Source organism: Streptomyces sp. NPDC101234, from assembly GCF_044767525.1.
Classification (GTDB): Bacteria; Actinomycetota; Actinomycetes; order Streptomycetales; family Streptomycetaceae; genus Streptomyces; species Streptomyces sasae.
The window spans coordinates 12859-31785 of record NZ_JBIWOA010000007.1; the positions used below are offsets into that span (position 1 = coordinate 12859).

2 protein-coding genes are annotated in these 18927 nt (G+C 70.8%); both read right to left on the bottom strand.

Features of this window, described 5'->3' with window-relative positions; genetic code table 11:
• Window positions 1-237: 237 nt before the first annotated feature.
• Window positions 238-18552 (bottom strand): hypothetical protein, encoded by an 18315-nt coding sequence (locus tag ACIRR9_RS14770; RefSeq protein ID WP_403751214.1) that lies wholly within the window; start codon window positions 18550-18552, stop codon window positions 238-240.
• The gene (locus ACIRR9_RS14775; RefSeq protein WP_123973438.1) at window positions 18549-18914 is read right to left on the bottom strand and encodes a WXG100 family type VII secretion target; all 366 of its coding nucleotides are present in this window, start codon (window positions 18912-18914) and stop codon (window positions 18549-18551) included. Before ACIRR9_RS14775 ends, ACIRR9_RS14770 begins: the two co-directional genes overlap by 4 nt.
• Between the last annotated feature and the right edge of the window lie 13 nt (window positions 18915-18927).

Sequence of the window (18927 nt, forward strand, 5' to 3'; positions counted from 1 at the left end):
GACCCCTCGGCCACGGCAGTGCCCGCTTTATGTTCTCCCCGGGTCGGTGGCTCGGACAGTCCCCGTGGTGCGGTCTGTCGGTGTGTAGTTGGTGGTCCGGACGTTCGTGACGGTCATTGAGCGTCACCGGTTCGTGAGCTCGCCCCGCGAACTCGACTTCAGACGCGGCTGTGAGACCCGGAGCCGGGGCGTCGGCATTCGGTTTCGTGGCAATTGTTGCGGCTTTTCGAGATGGGTTTATGAGACCTCGTCGGTCTGGGGGCGGGGCAGGTCGATCAGGATGTGGGTGTGGCGTCGGGTGTTCGTCGGATCTGGGTTCGGTGTGCTGGTGCCGGGCAGCGCGTTGCCCTCGGAGCGCGTTGTGATCTCGATGTCCTCGGGGGCCATGACGGTCTCCGAGTCGGCCTGGAGGCGCGTGAGATGGACTGCCAGCGCCGAGCGGAACATGCCGGCCACGCTGTCCGCGCGTGCCTGCCCGCGCCGGAGCGCCTCGCCGAAGTGCGGGAGACCGTCGCGTATTCCGTTGGCGTGGCCGACCACCTCGACGCGGGGCGGCGGGAAGCCCGCCCTGACGTTCGCCAGCGAGGCCCACGCCACCTCGGCGGCCAGCCGGTGCACCGTCTCCCGCTGGGGTCCCGCCAGCTCGGACGATCCATCGGCGAACTCGACCCCTCCGATGGTCAGCCGCTCGTTGCGGTAGGACGGTTGTGGCACGCCCTCCTGCGGCGCGGCATGCGGTGGTTGCGGTTGCGCCGGGTGCTGCGGCTCCTGCGGGGGCCGGGGCGCCCGGGGCTGTACGTCCGTGTTGCCCGGCCCCCGGCGGGAGCGGGTCGGCGGGGCCGCGGGGGTGTCGCCCTGCCGGGGATCGTGCACCGACACCGTCGTCCGGCTGCCGTGCTCGGTGGTGACCGTGACCGGGAAGTCGGCCGCGGTCAGATGCGGTTGTGCCGAACCGTGCTGGTAGTTGATGAGGTGGCGGTCCAGCCGGTCCCGCAGTTCCCGGTGGACGGTGTCGGCCCGGACCTGGGCGCTGTCGGGGAAGACCCCGCCCAGCGTGGGACGGCGGTTGGTGCCGCGCCCGGTCACGGTGAGCCGCGGCAGCGGCAGTCCGTTGTGGTGGTTCCACAGCCCGGTGCGCACCACGTGCTCGGCCACGTAGGTCAGTTTGCGGGCCTCGACCTTGTTGATCTGCCGGGAGCCCTGGTCGAACCCGATGTCCACCTGGGGGAGCCGGTGACCGTGCACGATCACGGAGGTCAGCGGGTTCGCCTCGGCCGACGGAGTGGAGCTGAGCAGGTCCGCGCTCACCTCGTGCATGGTCTCACCGGGTCGCTGGGAGAACATCCGGAAGTGCCAGAGCTCGCTGCCCTTGGGCAGGTCCGCCGCCTGCTTCATCCGCGCCTCGGCGACCTTGACCGTACGCTCGTACTCCGCCCTGGCGGCCGCTTCCTGCGGACTCCCCGGAGCCGTCGTACCGACCGCTCGCCGCGCGTCCGCCGCCTTGGTGAGCGCGTCGGCCAGGTCCAGATGGCGGCCCAGCCTCTTGAGCGTGGCCTCGTCGGCACCCCTCGCCCGCTGACGGTCCAGCTCGTCGCCGACGGCGGCGTGCAGCCTCCGGAAGCCGTTCGGCGAGGTTCTGTTGAGGTTCTCCGCCACGACCGACCGCATGGTGCCGGCGATCTGGGCGCGCCGGGCGAAGTTCTCCAGCGTGATCTGGTGCTTGCCGTCCTCGCTGGCGAGCACGACGGCGGCGAAGTGGTAGCCGAAGTGGCGGCCCTCCGGCGCGCTCGGTTTGGCGTAGTTGTGCGCCAGGCTCGGGAAGCCGTTCTCGTCCAGCGCGTTGATCGAGTGCACGAGGTAGGTCTCGCCGACCTTCGCCCAGGCGTGCTCGTTGATGCCGATCCCGTGCGCCGCGTCGGAGAGCACATCGCGTCGCGGGTTGTCCAGCGGTTCGTAGCTCAGGGCGCTGCCGTAGGACTCGCCCGGGGTGGGACCGTCGCTCTCGGCGATGAGCCGGTCGTCCCGCAGCACCTGGCGCGCGGCCCACGACGGATCCACGGGCCCGGTCGGCTCCCGGCCGTCGGCCACCTGGCCGAGAGCCTGTGCGAGGTAGTGGATGCCGGTGACCTCGGTGCGTCCCAGTGCGTTGATCGGGCCCGTGGCCACCCCGGAGCCGTCGGGATCCCGGAAGACCACGTGTGACGCGGGGACACCGCCCGACACCATCTGGGCGAAGTCACGGCAGACCTCCTCCTCCGACTTTCCGGAGCGGGTGAGGAACTGCGGGGTGACACGGACCAGTTCGCGATGGCCGCCCTTGCCGTCGCCGACGTGCAGCGCCAGGCCGTCCGCCTTGAGCCTCACCAGGCTGCCCGCGAGCGACAACTGCCGGTTGGCCGCTTCGACGGCCTTGGCGGTGGCGAAGACCTGCTGGCCGTAGCCGTACTGACGGTGGGCCAGCGACAGGTCTTCCGAGACATGCAACGGCGGGTGCTCGTCGACCAGTGTCTGCCGCATGCCCTGCGCGGGCACCGTCAGCTGCGGGACGTTGTCGGAGCTGGTCCGACGGTAGTCGAAGGCGGCGTGGTACATGCCGGTCGGTTCTTCGAACAGCACGGTGTCGGGGGTGGTGCCGATCACCCGGTAGTCGGTGGTCGTCAGCGGCCGGGCCCGGAGGCGGTCCACCAGATCCGTCGGGGACAGGGCCGACTCCCCGGCGTCCCGTAGCGGGTGCAGCTTGCTCGCGTAGTCGGGGCCACCGGGGTCGTGACCCGGTGCCACGGGGTGCGTCACCGGGGCGTGGTCCGGGGACACGGGGGCGTGGTCCTCCGCGGCGGAGTCGTGGCCGAGGCCGAGCCCGTCGAACAGGTCCGACAGGCCGCCCTCGCCGCCCAGGAGCAGCGCCCAGCCGCCGCTCCCCCCGAGCAGGTCGAGATGTTCGGCCCCGGTCTCCCAGTCGGTCGTGATACTCACATGCGAGTCGGTCGACCACACGGCGGTCCCGGTCCGGGACGCGATGGACTGGGCGAGCCCGTGGTCCTGCCCCCCGGAGACGACCAGCAGGATGTCCTGGCCCTCGCCGCGCAGTGGGTCACGGGCGACGAGTGCGGCGAACTCCTCCGGGTCGGTCACATGGATCGCGCGGCCGCCCGCCATCAGGACGAGGTGGTCCGGGGTCCCCTGCGCGGTGACCACATACGGGTCGTGCCACGGTGCCGGATGCTCCGTCGGCCGCCCGTCCGGACCGGTCACCGTGTACTTCGTCAGGTCCGGCGGGTTCGCCCTCGAACCCGTCCAGTCGCGCCCGGCCGCGTATCCCGACCCGTCGACCAGCGCGGTGTGGTCGTCCAGCGCGTCGTGTTCCGTCACCAGGAAGTGCGCGGCGAGCGCGGAGGCGTCCGTGACAGACTCGGGTCCGGCGTTCGCGGTGAGCGACAGCAGGTGCCGGTAGTCGTCCTCGGTCGGCTCGGTGTCCAGATGCAGCACCTGGCGGGCCATCGACTCCAGGTGCGTGCGGCCGGCCGTGTCCGCTGTCGCACCGGGCAGATCCATCGCCCGCAGCGTGAGGAGGGCGCCGTGGGCGCTGTCGTACGCCTCCGGGTCGAGTGAGTCGCCGTAGAGGCGGTCCAGCCACTCGTACTCGCGTGCCCGTTCCTCCGTGTACTCCTCCAGGACCCGCGACCAGTCCTGCTCCTCGTCCCGGTACGTCCCCGGAGCGTCGTGCTCGCTCCGTGGCATGTGCGGGTCGTGGGCCTCGGTCTCGTGCTGCGAGGCTGTGCCGCGGTGCGGGTCGGTCACCGGGTCGACCCAGGCATGGCGCCGGGTCACCGGCGGGGCGGCCGAGCGGGCGTCGTGCCAGCGGGGGTCCTGCGACAGCGGGGTGCGGTCCGTGTGCTGCCGTGCGTCCGGGGCGGGGACGTCGTCGGCGGAGTCCGACGAAGCCCTCGGGGGCTCCTGGGTCTCGGGGTGGCCCGCACCGTGGTCCGTGCCGGGCCCCCGGACGTCCCCGACGAGCGCGCCGAGCAGCTGGAGATGACGGCCGCGCAGCCCGCCCTGGGCGAGACCGTACGGCGCCGGTCGGTGGAAGTCGCCCAGCAGGCTGCCCGGCACCTGCGCGCGGCCCGGCTCCTCGTCGTCCTCGCGGTACTCGTCGCGCAGACCGAGCTGGTGGCCCAGCTCATGGGCGTACGCGACGGGATCCGCGTCCGGCCACCAGGTGCGCTGGTCCATGGGACGGTCGCGGCCGGCGAGATCGACGACCAGATGGGGATCGGCGTCCACGGCCACGCGTTCCACCGTCACATGCAGCAGGCTGCCGTCGGGGAGGCGGTGCCCCGGCCGGTTGTAGTAGTCCTCGGCGCCCTGTCGCAGCCGCTGCCACGGGGTCTCGGTGTCGTGCCCCGAGCCGTCCCGGAAGGCGACGCGCACGGTCAGGTCGGTGACGGTGGTCTCGCCCACGCGGAAGGTGCGTGCGTCGAAGGCGGATCGCACCACGAAGCGCGGTGCGTGGTTCAGGGCGCGACGGGGTGTGACGGTGGTGGGGGTGTGGCGGTCGCCGTCATGGGTCTGCCGGGGCGATGTGCGGTCGGTGGCCGGGGCGTGTGTGGTGCTTGTGGCGCTCGTGGTGGGAGTGACGGGGGCGGACAGAGGTCCCCTCGGGGCCTTGGGGGCGACCTCCTCGGTCATGGCGGGCGGGCGCGGCGTCGGGGCCTGGCTGGCGTCGTAGTGGTTGCGGCCGTTGTAGTACACATCGGTCGAACGGCCGGTGTTCTCCGGTCCGACCGTGCGCAGGTGGGCCGTGCCGCCGCCGGTCGACTGGAACGTACGCAGCTGGATGCCGAGGGCGTGGGCCACCAGCGCGGGGAACATCTCGCCCTCGTTGGTGTTCCACGCGTCGTTGCCCGGCACCCAGTTCTCCAGGGCCCGGAGCAGTGCCCGCTGCTCCGCCTGCGTCAACGGCCGGTGCAGCGCCGAGTCGACGACGGCGCCGACCATACGGTCATGGCTGTCGATGTAGTCCAGGGGCAGGGGGAGGCCGGAACGCTCGGTGACGTAGGCGAACTGGGCGCGCGGTGCCAGGGCGGTGTCTCCCAGGGTCCAGTTGCCCTGGTGGTCCGTCGTCTCCGGCACCTCGTTGGCCGCCCGCTCGGCCGCTTCCTGCGCGGGGAGGTGGTGCGGTGCGCCCATCAGCTCCTCGGTCCGCGCGTCCACGTAGAGATTGCGCAGAGCCTCCGGACGGAGCCAGTCCGGGGACAGGACGTGGTCGACCCCGTTGGCCTGCAACCGCGCCTGGAGGGCGTCGAGGTTCTGGGTCCGCAGTTGCTGCCGGAGCTGGTTCTCCTGGCTGCGGCGGTACAACTCGGTCACGTCGAACGGGAGATGCTCCGTCCGCGTCGTCTGTACGTAGCGCAGCACGTTCTGGCGGAGGGCTTCCGCGGCGCGGCCCAGGGGGCTGTCGGACCTGACGGGGCCTCGCTGGGTGCGGATCTGGCGCAGCACCGCTTCGTGCTGGGTGTGCGCGTCCCCGGAGGAGCCTTGGCGCAGTGCGGCGGGCCAGTGCTCGGGCGGGGTGCTCGCCACCACGGAGTACAGCAGACACCGGCCGTCGCCCGGCACCTGGACGCGGGGCGTCGGCTGCCGGACGACCGCGGTCTCCGCCGCGTTCGGTTTCGTCTGCTGGACGTCGGCGGTGACGTGGTGCGTGGTGGTGGGCGTGGTCTTGCTGGTGGTGCTTGTGGTTGCGGTTGCGGTTGCGGTTGCGGTTGCGGTCTTGGTCGTGGTCGCATCGTGCGTGGCGACCGGTGCAGGGGTTTCCGGTGCCTTCACCTCCGGGGCTTTCACCTCCGGTGCCTTCACCGGAGGCTTGACCACGTCCGGCGTCTCCTCGGCGGGCTTGACCGCCTCGTGCGTCTTCTCCGGTTCCTTGACGTCTTGAGGGGTCTTCGCCGGTGACTCGACGTCTCCCGAAGTCTTGGCCTGCTGCCTGGTGTCCTCCGTGTCCTTCACCTGCTGTGAGGTGGAGTCCGCGTCCTTCACCTGCTGCGTGGTGTCGTCGGTCTTCTTGGCCGTCCAGTAGTAGACGTGGCCGTCGGTCTGCGAGGTGTTCCCGTACGTGCCGTTCTCGTCGTACTTCCGGGTGGTCAGCCGTACCGGCTGCCGCATCAGCACATGCGCGCCCTTGAGCGTGGCCTTGCCGGGTTCGGCGGCCTCCTTGCCGTGCGGGAGGTCCGGGGGTGTGAGGGTGCGGGTCGGGACGCCGGGCGCGCGGGTCACCGGCGAGCTGCTCTCGAACGTCTGGTCCCGGTCGATCTTCATGGCGTTCGTCGGGAGGGGAACGACGACGGCCGGGTTCTTGGTGATCACGGGGACGTTCAGGGGCGTCAGGCTCGCGTTGAGGCCGTTGCTCGCGGTCGTGGACGCCTCGTGCTCCGTGGAGACGGTGATCTCGTCGCTGCCCTTGTCCCGTGTGGAGATCTCCTGTGCCTCCCCGGTGGGCTGCAGATGGACTTCCAGGCCGGTTCTGCCGTCGGCGCCGAACGGGACCGTGCGGTAGCCGTTCGCGGTGTCCTTGAGCTGGTGGAAGACCGTGGGCAGGGTGGACGATGACAGTGCCTGGCGCAGCGACACCTGCTGCTCCAGCGGCAGGCGCTGCTCCCTGGCCAAGGGGTTGCCGGTGCCGTCCAGCCGGGGGTCGGAGATGAAGGAGCTGACCAGCTTGTGCGCGGCGTCGGGGGTCATGGTCCCGGCCCAGCGGCCGACCGTCGAGGCGGCCGTGCCCAGCCCCCAGGAAATGGCCGATCCGGCCTTGCCGAGTGCGCTGTCGGACCAGGGACGGGGCGTGGTGAGCACCGTCTGCGCGTGGTCGAGCAGTGCGTCGGGGTTGTCGAAGCCCACGAGGTCGTGGGCGGAGTCCAGCGACGCCTGCCAGCGGTCCCGGTCGGCCTGCGAGGCGGTGACCGGCTGCATCTCCACGGTGTTGCCGCCGTCGTGGACCTGGGGCGGCTGCGGCGACTGCGGGTTCGGCTCCGGCCGGCGTGCGGCGGCCTGTTCGGCGGTCTCGGTGAGTGACTTGGGGACGTAGGCATGGACCGGCCACGACGGGTCGACGGGCCGGGGCTTGGCGAGGTTGACGAAGCGTCCGTACTCGGTGCGCTGGGTCACGGTGACCTCGAAGCGCATACGGTTGGAGAACTTCACCGTGTCGCCGAACTTCGACGTCTTGTGCTCGACCTTGGTGGTGACACCGCTGTCCGCGCTCTTGGTCCGGCTGCCCTCGCCGCCGCCGGACGGGGCCCACGCGACGCTGCCCAGACCGGACTTCTTCTCCTCGGCCTTGACCTCGGCCGCGTCCTGGCCGGGCTTGGCCTTGACCACCGGCGCGTAGGACACCCGGAAGTTGCCGTCGGCGCCCAGCGACCAGTTGTGGCCCGCGCCGCCCTTGACCGTCTGCGCGATGGTGACCTTGCGGGTGGTGTCGCCGGTGGAGTGGTCGCCCTCGTCGGTCCACTTGTCCTGCGGGACACCGCGCACCAGCACCTCGGTGATCACGCGCTGGGTGCGGGACTCGTGGACATGGTGGTCGAGGATGCCCCGGCCCACCAGGTCCTCGTAGTTGGCCGAGAGGTTCTCCGGCGAGAACGTCCCCGCGAACGGCAGGGCCGTCTCCGGTATGTCGGCGGGCGTGTCCAGCCGGCGGATCTGCCGGTCGATCTCGCCGAGGATCTCGTCGGACTTCGGTATGTCGGCGGTGGCCCCGCCGAGCAGTCCGGAGGTCAGCAGCGGCGCCTGACGTGTGCCGGAGGGGGCCGGGGTGCTGGTGTCGCCGGTCCGGTCGTCGCCGAGCTTGCGTACGTCGTCGTCGGAGAGCAGCACGATGACGCGGTGTTTGCTGGTCTGCGGGTCTCCGAGGGTGACGTTGCCCTTCGCGTCCGTGACGCGGCCCTGGACGGTGACGTCCGCGTCCGCCTCGTAGACGTGCCAGGTGCCCTTGTACGCCGCCTTCCGCGACGTGGTCGTCTTCTGCTTGACGTTCTCGCTGACGTTGTGGCCGGCGCCGCCCTTGCCCTTGACACCGCCGCGCACCTGGAGGGACGCGTCGGGGCTGTCCTTGGACGGGAAGCGCCCGGCGTCGAAGCCGAGTCCCGCCTTGAAGGCCCGGGAGGTCTTGTCCGCCACCGCGGTGGACCCGCTGGACTTGGTCTCGATCTCCAGCTTGCCCTCGCCGGGCAGCGTCTCGTGGAACCTGAAGTTGCTCAGGCGGGTCCGGGCCGACAGCCCGACGGTGTCGCGATTGCGGCCCGAACCGACCTGCTCGTCACCGCTGTTGGCCCAGCCGCCGTGCGAGGCGGAGACCATGGCCCTCAGGTGGTCCTCGTCGGAGATGCCGTCCAGCGCCTCCTTCAGGTCGGGCGTCGACGCCTCGTTCTTCCTCTCGAAGGCACTGGTCAGCGACCGCTTCGCGGTGTCCCGGAAGTCGTCGGAGCCGGTGACATGGCGGATCGCGTGTCGCTGCGGCAGCACGTCAAGCTCGGGGATGGTCCGCGGCGGCGCGGTGTCGGTGCCGGTGGTCTCCGGTTTCCGCGCGACCTCGACCGTGAGCCGGCCGTCCGGCTTCACCTGCCTGGTGTGCTGCATATGGGGCGAGGGCGCGTCGGTGGACAGGTGTGTGGTGGGCTGCTTCGGGTTCTCGACGCCGACCATGACGTGGTACGTCACCGGGTGGGCGTAGACGTCGGTGTCCGCCTCCAGCGAGAACTGCCGCTTGACCTCGGTCTCGGCACCCGTGGTCAGACCGTGCGAGGGGTTGTGCGCGGTGATGTCGAGGCTGCCGATGGCGAAGCCGCGCGTCACATCCGGGTGGTCCAGCGAACTGCGTACATTGCCTGCCAGGTTGACGACGTGCTTCGAGCTGCGCGTGACGGTCTTGTCGGCCCCGGTCGTCCGGGTGGTCACGGCCTTCGTGGTCGACTTGCCCGAGCGCACGTAGTCGCCCTTGGACGGCTCGGCCTTGATCAGGATCTCGTGGGTGCTGCCCTCGCGCAGCGGCAGATGCGAGCCCTTCAGCGTGATCCGGTAGGAGCCGTCGAGCAGCTTCGGACCGGAGTCGCGCAGCCGTGAGGGGGCGAGTTGTCGGCGCAGCGAACGCAGGTTCTCCCATGCCTCGGGGGTGGTCCGGGGACGGTTCGCGGTGCTCGCACCGTCGTGTGCCGTGGCGGTGCCGGGGTGGATCGCCTCGGGCGGCGGCAGCACACCGGGCGAGCTCTTCCACATCTCGCGCACGATGTGGTCCTCCAGCTCCGAGGAGCCGGGGAAGTCCAGGAACGTGGTGCGCTGGGCCGCGACCGGGCCGGTGAGCCGGCCGGCGTCGAGCGGCGGATGGTCGCCGGTGGTGGCGGGCGTGGACCCCTCGTGCGGGACGGCGCGCAGCACCTCGCCGTTCTGCGGGTTGATGGTGATGGCGATATGGCCGGCGGTGTCCTCCGGACGCTGCTCGGAGGGCGGCGGGGTGTGGTCCCCGATCTTCGTGGTGCTGGTGCCGTGCAGCCCGTCGAGCCCCGGCCGCAACTGGTGCCGGATCAGCTGGACCCGCAGACGTACGTCGGTCGCGACCAGGTCGGCCTTGCCGGTGTGCTCATGGCTGGACTCGGTGCCTATGGCGTTCTTGCCCTTGGTGCCGTGGGTGAGGTTGCTGGAACCCGTGTAGCCGGCGGTACCGGTCAGCCATGTGGACTCGGAGCTGTCCTTCGCCTTCCACACCTGGCCGGTGGCGCCGCCGCTCAGGCCCAGTGACCAGGAACTGTTCTCCGTACGGTTCTGGCCGTGCTCACCCGTCGACTTCGACCCCAGGGTGGCCTTGTCGTCCACGGTGTGCAGGGCCTGGGAGCCGTCCGGCTCCACCGTCAGATGCAGCTGGGCCCTGCTGCCGTCGCTGAGCGTCAGCGGCTTCGACAGCAGGCCCCAACCCGAGGCGTGCTCGAACTCGTTGATGACATTGGACGGCTGGAAGAAGTCCTCGATGTCCCGGTGCGCGGTGCCGTCCGGTCGTGCCTCGCGGGGCAGCGCCTCGTAGACCGCGTTCCGTGCCGTGTCGAGACCGGTGATCGACACCGGGTGGCCGGTGGCGGGCCTGGGGGTCCGGGAGGCCGGTGCGGCGGCGGTGTTCGGCTGGTCCGTGCGGGCGGGGTCCCAGCCCTGCCAGGTGCGCGGCCGGCCGTCGGCCAGGTCCTCCGGCCGGGGTACGTCGGCGCGGACCTTGCCGGTGACGGCGTCATGGGTGCCCTCAGCGCCGAGCCGGGTGCCCTGATGGTCCGTGACCTTCACCTGGTAGGTGAAGTCGGATGTGTAGCTGTCGGTCTTGCCGGTGAAGGCGATCTGGTTCGCCGTCTGGGACGACGACTTGACCGTGGTCTCACGGCCGTGCGTGGCGCCGCCCAGCTTCCCGGAGGGGGTGACGAGGACCGACAGTTCGCTGTTCACGGGACGGATGACGGTCGGCCCGAACTCCAGGCCCGCCTCGGAGGAGGTCATCTCCGTCTTGCGCGGGTCGGAGTCGTGCGTCGACTCGGACGGTACGCCGAAGCCCTCGCCGTCGTTGTCCTTGGCGGCATCGGTCGTGGTGTCGAGGTGCCAGGGGGAGGCGGTGGCCTTCACCTCGACCTCGTAGGGCCTGCCGTCCACGTGGACGGTGAAGCGCCAGCCGCCGTTGACCATCGCGCCGTGCTGCTTGCGGAAGTCGGCGGGATCGAGGGCGGCGTCCAGGCGCTGTACGACGGACGTGTCCTTGCCGTGGCCGCCGAGCAGCGCCTCGACCCGCGTACGCACGCCCTCCGGACCCGGGTCCTCGGTGATCTTCTTGCCGGCGAGGGACTCCGTGTGCCGTCCGTCGAGGACCGGCTCGGGGTCCTTCTGCGGGGGCGCGGGCGGCTTCTCCTGCTGCTCGTCGCCCGCGGTGCTGTCGTCCTTGGCGGGAGTGTGGTCCTTGGCCGGGGTGTGGTCCTTCTCCGGCTCGACCTTGGGGGCGTCCTCGTCCTTGGGCGGATCCTCGGTCTTGTCCAGGGTGTGCGTCTTGGGCGGCTCCTGGTCGAGGGGCTCCTGCTGCGGCTTCTCGCGGGGCTCTTCCTTGGTGAGGGCCTGCCCCTGCTCCTCGTCCTTGTGCTGGTCCCCCCGGTCCTTGTGCTGGTCCTGGTGGTCGCCGTGATCCTGCCGGCCCTCGTGGTCCTCGGAGTCCTCGAAGTCCTTGGAGTCCTTGGGCTCCTCGTGGTCCTTGGGCTCCTGATGGTCCTTGGGTTCCTCGTGGTCCTTGGGGTCCTGCTGGTCCCGGCCGCCGCGGGTGTCCTTGTCCGTGCCGTCGTCCGGCGGGGTGTCGTCCTTGCGCGACTCCTCCGGAGGCCGGGTCCAGGTGAGTTCGGCGTGGTCGTTCTCGGGGCGGAAGCGCAGCAGCGGTTCGCCGTCGGGACCGTGGTGGGAGCCGACGATCTTGTCGAAGATGGACTTGCTGAAGGGGGAGGGCGGGCTCCAGAACATATGGGCGCCGTGCATGACGGCGATGTCCTTGGTCTGCATCTCCTTGATCAGCGCGTCATGCTCCTCCAGCGGGATGCGGGTGCCGCCCGGGGTGGAGATGTCGAACAGGTCGTGGTCGCCGGTGATGGGGCGCTGGATGCCGTCCTCACCGATGCCGTGGACCACGCCGTCCACGACGGTGAACTTGTTCTTCTTGTCCAGCAGCGCCATCTTGGCGGCGAGTTCGTGGTACTCGGTGGAGCGCTGGTTGTGGCGGGAGAGGACCTTGTCCCAGTCGCCGGGAGGAACGCTGGCCTGGTCGGGCGTCCTGGGCTTGAAGTAGCCGACGAGTCCGATGTTCTTGGGGTCGGCGCCGAGGTGGACGTCGGCCTCGTTGATGGTCTTGGCCTTGATGTCCTGCGGTTTGGCCATGGCTCCGGCGTCGAGCCATTTGGGTGCGGTGGGGTTGGTCGGGCGGACGTCGATGACCAGGCCCTTGTCCCGCGCGATGTCGCGGAAGCCCTTGAAGTTCTTCTCCGGGATGCCATAGGTCTGGCGCGCGGTGTACGAGTTGACCTCACCGGTCCTGAGCGGTTCGGTCCAGGTGAGTTCGGCGTGGTCGTTCTCGGGGCGGAAGCGCAGCAGCGGTTCGCCGTCGGGGCCCTGGTGGGAGTCGACGATCTTGTCGAAGACGGTCTTGCTGAAGGGGGAGGGCGGGTTCCAGAACATGTGGGCGCCGTGCATGACGGCGATGTCCTTGGTCTGCATCTCCTTGATCAGCGCGTCGTGTTCGGGATACGGGATCCGCGTGCCGCCCGGGGTGGAGATGTCGAACAGGTCGTGGTCGCCGGTGATGGGCCGCTGGGTGCCGCCCTCGTCGATGCCGTAGACCACGCCGTCCTTGACGGTGAACTTGTTGTCCGTCTCGTACGCCGCCATCTTCGCGGCGAGTTCGTGGTACTCGGTGGAGCGCTGGTTGTGGCGGGAGAGGACCTTGTCCCAGTCGCCCGGGGGGACGGTGCTCTGGTCGGGCGTCCTGGGCTTGAAGTAGCCGACGAGTCCGATGTTCTTGGGGTCGGCGCCGAGGTGGACGTCGGCCTCGTTGATGGTCTTGGCCTTGATGGCCTGTGGCTTGGCCATGGCTCCGGCGTCGAGCCATTTGGGTGCGGTGGGGTTGGTCGGGCGGACGTCGATGACCAGGCCCTTGTCCCGCGCGATGTCGCGGAAGCCCTTGAAGTTCTTCTCCGGCATGCCGTAGGTCTGACGCGCCGTGTGTGCGTCGACCTCGCCCGGCTTCGACGAAGAGGACGTCGTCTGTTCCTCGTGTGTCGTCGTCTGTTCCTGGTGCGGGGTGGACTGGTCCTCGTGCGACGTGGTCGCCGGTTCGTGCTGCCGGGTGGGGTCGGAGACCGGGTCCACCCAGGTGTGCTGCCGTGGGACCGCGGGGGCCTGGTCGCGCGAGTGCTGCCAGGCGGGGTCGTCCGCCGGATCGTCGTGCTGCTGCTGGTGCTGTCCGTGGCCCTGGTCGTCGGACACCAGCGGAGGCAGGTGCTGGGTGCCGTCGTGCGCGCCGGTGCCGTCGGTGGAGGGGCCGGGGAGCTTCGGCGCGACCTGGTCCGAGGAGCCCTGGTCGCCGGACAGATGCGGCCGGGCGGTGTCCAGCGTGCCGTTGCGCACCAGGGAGTCGACCATCTCGTCCACCGAGCGGCCGCCCTGGAACAGGCCGTACATGTCGTCCGGCACGATCGGCCGGTAGCCCTGCTCCAGCAGCAGCTTGGGCAGCAGGATCTGGACGTTGGAACGGAGGTTGCCGTCCTCGAAGGGGTGGATCACATGCAGTGACCGGACCGTACGGGCGATCGAGGCGAGCTTCGTCCTGTCGTCGATGCCGGGCTCGGCGACCCGCTCGTAGTGCTGGTGGAACACCGTGTCGACGAGACCGGGCGCCTCGCCCTTGCGGTAGTTGGTCGACAGCGCCGGGTTGTTGTGCAGGAAGCGCGTGAGGATGGTGGCCGGCTGCGGCTTGGGCACGCCCTTGGACCAGTCGTGCGTGGTCATGTCGTAGACGAGGGCCCGGTCCCCGACCTTCTCGTCGAAGATGTCGGGGGCCAGCGTCTCGCCGCGCAACGGGAAGTGCGTCGGACGGCCGCCGGACCAGTCGAGATCGCGGCCGAGGTGACTCGTCGCCAGACCGTGCATCGTCCGGTACGACGACGAGTCCATCGGCGTCTTGACCGTCTCGGAGTCACCGAGGAACTTCGTGTAGGCCGCGACCATGCCCTTCTGGAAGCCGGGAGAGCGGTCGTGGTCGTAGTACGAGCCCGGGTCGTGTGGGAAGGCGGTCTGTGCCTCGGCGTGGTTCTTGGGGTCGATGTAGAACTTCCACCACTCGTTCTCGGGCAGGTAGTCGTGCAGAGTGCCCGGCTGCGGCCCCCTCGGCGCGACCGACTCGCCGGTGTGGTCCTGCGGGTGGTCCGTTCGGTGGTCGCCGGTGTGGCCCTGGTGGGAGAGCAGGTCGTCGTGGCCCGCGGTGAGCGCGCCCAGGAGCTGGAGATGGCGGTCGCGCAGGCCGCCGTGGGTGAGTTCCTGGTGTTCGGGGCGCTGGTGGATGTCGCCCAGCAGGCTGCCCGGGATGTGCGGGCGCTGCGGTGCGGTGTCGTCCGCGTACTCGTCCCGCAGCCCCAGCTGGTGGGAGATCTCGTGCGCGTACTCGACGGGCCTGGCCCCGGGTGTCCAGCTGCGCTGGTCCATGCCGTGGTCGCCGCCCACCAGGTCGACGGTCAGGTGCGGCTTGTCGCCGGGGCCGACGCGCTCGATGGTGACATGCAGCCGGTCGCCGCCCGGCAGCGTGTACTTCGGGTCGTTGAAGTACTGCTTGACGCCCTGCTCCGCCCGCTTCCAGGTGTCGTCGGCGTTGTGCAGGCCCGAGCCGTCGTCGCGCAGCGCCACGCGCACGGTCAGATCGGTGTACGGGGTGTCGCCGACGGTGAACCGCCGCTGGTCGAAACCGGACCGCACCACATAGCGCGGGGTGCGGTCCAGCCGCATCCGGGGCGGCGGGCCGGGACTGCGCAGGTCGTCCAGTCCCTCGGTGCTGGGCACCGGATGGTGGCGGGGATCGGTCGAGTCCTCGTCCGACCGGCCGGACTCCGAGCCGGACTCCGAGCCGTCCTCGGAGGGGCGGTGGGCGACGAGTTGCTCGTTCCCCTGGTCCTGGCGGCGCGGCTGTTCCTCGTGCGGCGGCCGCGAGCCGGTGTCCGGTTTCGTCCCCTGTCCTTCAGAGGAGTGCTGGTCGCGGGTGGGGGAGTGGTCCGCGGGGACCTTGACCGCGTTCCCCTCCGCGGAGGTCCCGCGGTGCGCGGGCGTGGTGTGTTCGTCGGCCGGTGCGTGTTCGTCGGTCGGTATGTGCTGCTCGGTCGGTGTGTGCTCGTCGGTGCCGCCGTGCTGGTCGGTTCCGGTGGTGATGCGGTCGAGGTGGCCCTGGGCCTCGGGGTTCCCGGTCTTCTGCGCCAGCTCCTGCCGTAGCGTGCTGGTGCGTTCGTCGTACGTCTGGTGCGCGGACAACTCCTCGCGCACCTCGTCGATCCGGCGTCCGGTGTCCTCGGCACCGCGGGAGTCGCCCCCGAGGAGCTGTTCGGTGCGCTGATCCCGCAACTGCTCCAGCCGGTCCGTCAGTTCGCGCACCTGGTCCTGGCGGTCCTGCTCGCGCCGGCCCAGGTGCCGGTCCAGCTTGTCGAGGGCGTCCCTGGCCTCCCGCTCGGTGGTCGCCTCCTGAGCCTGCCGGCGCAACTCGGCGGCGCGGGGGTCCCCCTCCCCGTCGTGGAGTGCGTCGAGGCGGTCGCGCAGCTCCTGCTCGGTGGGGTGGTGGTCCTCGGAGGTGTCCGACTTGAGCCGGTCGAGCCGCTGCTGGAACTGCTGCTCCTCGCGGTGGTCGTGGAGCTCGCGCAGCGCGCGGTCGGCCTCGTCGGCGGTGGCGGCCCGGTCCACCTGCACGCGCAGTTCGCGCTCGCGGTCGTCCGCACCGTCGTCGAGGGCGTCGAGACGGCGGCGCAGGTCCTCCTCGCTGCCCCGCTCCGGGGCGCGTTCCGGCGTCGGCTCGTCCGACTTGAGGTGGTCGAGGCGCTGCTGCAACTCCTGCAGTTCCCGGTGTTCCTGCAGGTCCCGCAGCGCGCGGTCGGCCTCGTCCGGTGTCCTGGCGTTGTCCAGCCGCTCGTGCAGCGCCGCGGTCTCGGGATCGGACTCGGCGGAGGAACGCAACCGGGCCAGCCGGTCGTGCAGTTCGGCGTCCCTGCTGAGGTCGTCCAGCTGAGAGCGGAGCCGGTCGGCGGTGGGGCCGTCGGTGGTCATGGCGAGGCGCTGCCGAACGTCCTCGACGTCCTGGTGGAACGGGCGCGGCGTGTCCTGACCGGTCAGCGCCTCGGAGGGGACGTGGCTCTCGACGTACGCGGAGTACTCGTTGAGCCTGCTGTCGAGCAGGTCCGGGTCTCCGGAGCGGCGCGCCGCCTCGACCGAGTCGACCTTGCCCTGCCACTCCTCCTTGGAGCCGGTGAGGTTGGTCAGCCGCTCGAAGCCGCCCTGCGCGTGCGTGTGGAACGCCTCGTAGCGTTGGCTGGTGGTGCGCGTCTCCACATGGGCCCGGAAGTCGGCGAGGTGCTGTCCGGCGCGGTCCCAGTCGCCGGACGCGGTGGCCTCCTGGATGGCGCGGGTGTACGTGTCACGGTCGTCCTTGGACATTCCGGCGGTACGCGCGGCGCGGTCGAGATCGGCGGTGCGCTGCCTGATCCCGGCGTCGGGCGAGACGGGCCGGGTCGTCGGCGGGGACGGGGCCTGGTGCAAGGGGGTCGGCGGGTCCGGGTCGTGCGTGGGCACGACGAGGGTGTCGAGCTGCCGGAGCTGCTCGTCCGTGCTGCCCGGGGAGTGGTCGCCGGGGGTGCCGTCCTGGTGGTCCTGCGGGTGGGGTGTCGCACCGGGCTCGTGCTGCGGGACGTCCGGCAGGACGGGCGGGTTTCCGTCGCCGGTGGACTGCCGCACCGGAGGCGTCGACGGCTCGTGCTGCGGGGTGTTCGTCCCGCTCTCGCTGTCCGCGCGCGGGCGGGGCGCCCGGGGCGCGACTTCGTCCCCGCGCGTGCCGTTGTTCGTGGCGGGGGAGTGGCTGGTGCTGGTGCCGTTGCTGGTGGCGGTGGACGGACGCGGCTGTGGGGCCGCGGTGGACTCCTGGCGCGGTGCGGACTCCGTGCCGGGGCGCGGGCCGGACGACGACTCCACGCTCACGGTGGGACGCGGGGTGCCCCCGGACTCGGTGGACGGACGGTTCGTCCCGGTCGACGGGGCCTGCGGCTGGGTGCTGCCGGTGGTCGATGTCTGCGGCCGGTCGGTTCCGGTGGTCGGCGTCTCCGGCCGCGCGGACACGGGCCCGGGAGTCCGCTGGGTGTCCGTCGCGTTGCCGGGGGTCTGCGGACGCTCGGACACGGTGCTCTGGGGCTGTGACCGGTCGACCACGGAGGCGGGAGGTTGCTGACGGTCCGTCACCGCACTGTCGCTACTGCTCGATATGTGCTGATGATCCGTCACGGAGCTGGCGCCCTGGTGTCCTTGGGCCACCGTGCCGGACGTCGGTGTGTTCTCGTGCGGCACGGACGTCACGGTGTGGTCGGTTCCGCCGTGGCCGTTGGACGTGGTCTCGAAGCCGGGCAGCCCGCCGGAGCGCCCTGTCTGCTCCGGGACACCGGAGGACGTGTGCGGCGCGGGCGCGGACTCGGTGGGGAGGTGCGGGGCGGTGTCGCCCGTGCCGCGTGTGGCGCTCTCGGTCGTGCTCGGGCCCTTCGACTCGGTCGTCGGGCGGGTGGTCCCGTGTTCGGTCGTCCCGCTGCGGTCGCCACCGGTGGTGGAGTTCGTGCCGGTGGTCCCGCGCGAGGTGTCGTTGCTCCCGGAGGTGCCGCGGCCCGAACCGGTCCCGGTGTCTCCTCGGGCCCCTCCTGTACGCGTACCCCCGGTACCCGTGTCGACCACGCCCGTGCCACCGGTCCCGGTACCTCGTGTACCGCCCGTGCCCGAACTGTGGGGCACGTCCGTGCCCAGGCCCTTGTCGAGGCCGGTCGTGCCGAGACCCTCGCCCTTGCCCAGGCCGCCGGTGTCGAAGTTCTCCGCCCCGGGGAAGCCGGACCCGCCCTCGGAGGGGAGCTTCGGGAGGTGGATGTCGGCCGTGGACGGCAGATGGACGTCCGGGGTGTGGATCTCGGTGTGCTCGTCGCCGCCGAACCTGCGACGGCCTCCGCCGCCGCCCATCGCGCCGATGATCCCCGAGGTCACGGCGGCGCCCATGTCGTTCTCGCCGCCGAAGATCTGCTCCATGACCTCGGTGGTGACGACGCTGGAGACGCCGCCGATGACGCCCTTGCCGATCAGCGAGGCCGCGAACTTCGGTGCGAACGCCGAGCCGGCACCGGAGAAGATGCCGCCGATCGCGCCGCCGATCGCGCCGCCCTCCACGGCCTGCAGCGTGGCCGCGGTGTCCCACTGGGTGCGGTCGCCCTTGAGGAACTGGATCCCCTGGATCACCGCGTCCATGCCGACCATGAACCCGACACCGGTGGCGATCGAGATCAGCAGCCGCTTCAGCAGCATCTTCACGATCATCCGCACGCCGGTGACCAGCGCCGGGATCACCTCGGGCGCCCAGAAGGCGAGTTCGGCGATCTCGACCGCCAGCCAGATCAGCTGCGCCAGGATCATGTACTTCGCATACTCAACCTGCAGCCCGGTGTTCTTGCCCAGCTTGCCCACTTGACCGGCCGCATCGGCCATGTCGGGGAGATTGGACTTCAGCTGCTGCGTGAAGTTGGAGAACTCGTCGGCGACCTGTCCGCCGATGCTGTGCAGCACACCACTGGTCGCGGGGTCGATCTCGCGACTGATGGCGGTCAGCTGCCGGGCAGCGTCCTCCCACGCCTCGCCGAGGCTGCGCAGCTTGTCCTCGTCGCCCTTGGGCCAGTCCTGGCCGACGGCCAGCTTGGCGACCCAGCCGAGCTCCGGGGGCAGGTTGATGCTCATGACTTGGTGTTCTTCACCCGGGACTCGGCAGGGTGGACCTCGGTGGCTCCCAGGCGCTTGGTCGCCTCGATGTTCTGGTCCTCCATGCGTTCGAGGTTGACGGCCATCGTCCGGATGCCGTCGTGCATGCTGTCGACCAGCTGGCCCATCTGCCCGGTGCTCTCGATGATCTGCTTCCTGGGCGTGGCGTACTGCTCGTAGAACTGCCGCCCGGAGGCGTCGTCGCCCCAGCAGTCGCCCAGTTCGCCGAGCCTGCCCTCCAGGCTCTTGCCGATGTCACGGAACCGCGCCGCCAGTTGCTGCACATACGGCAGCTGGTTGCGCAGCCCGTCGGTGTCGACGTAGAACTCGCCGTCAGCCATGTGTTCCTCCCGA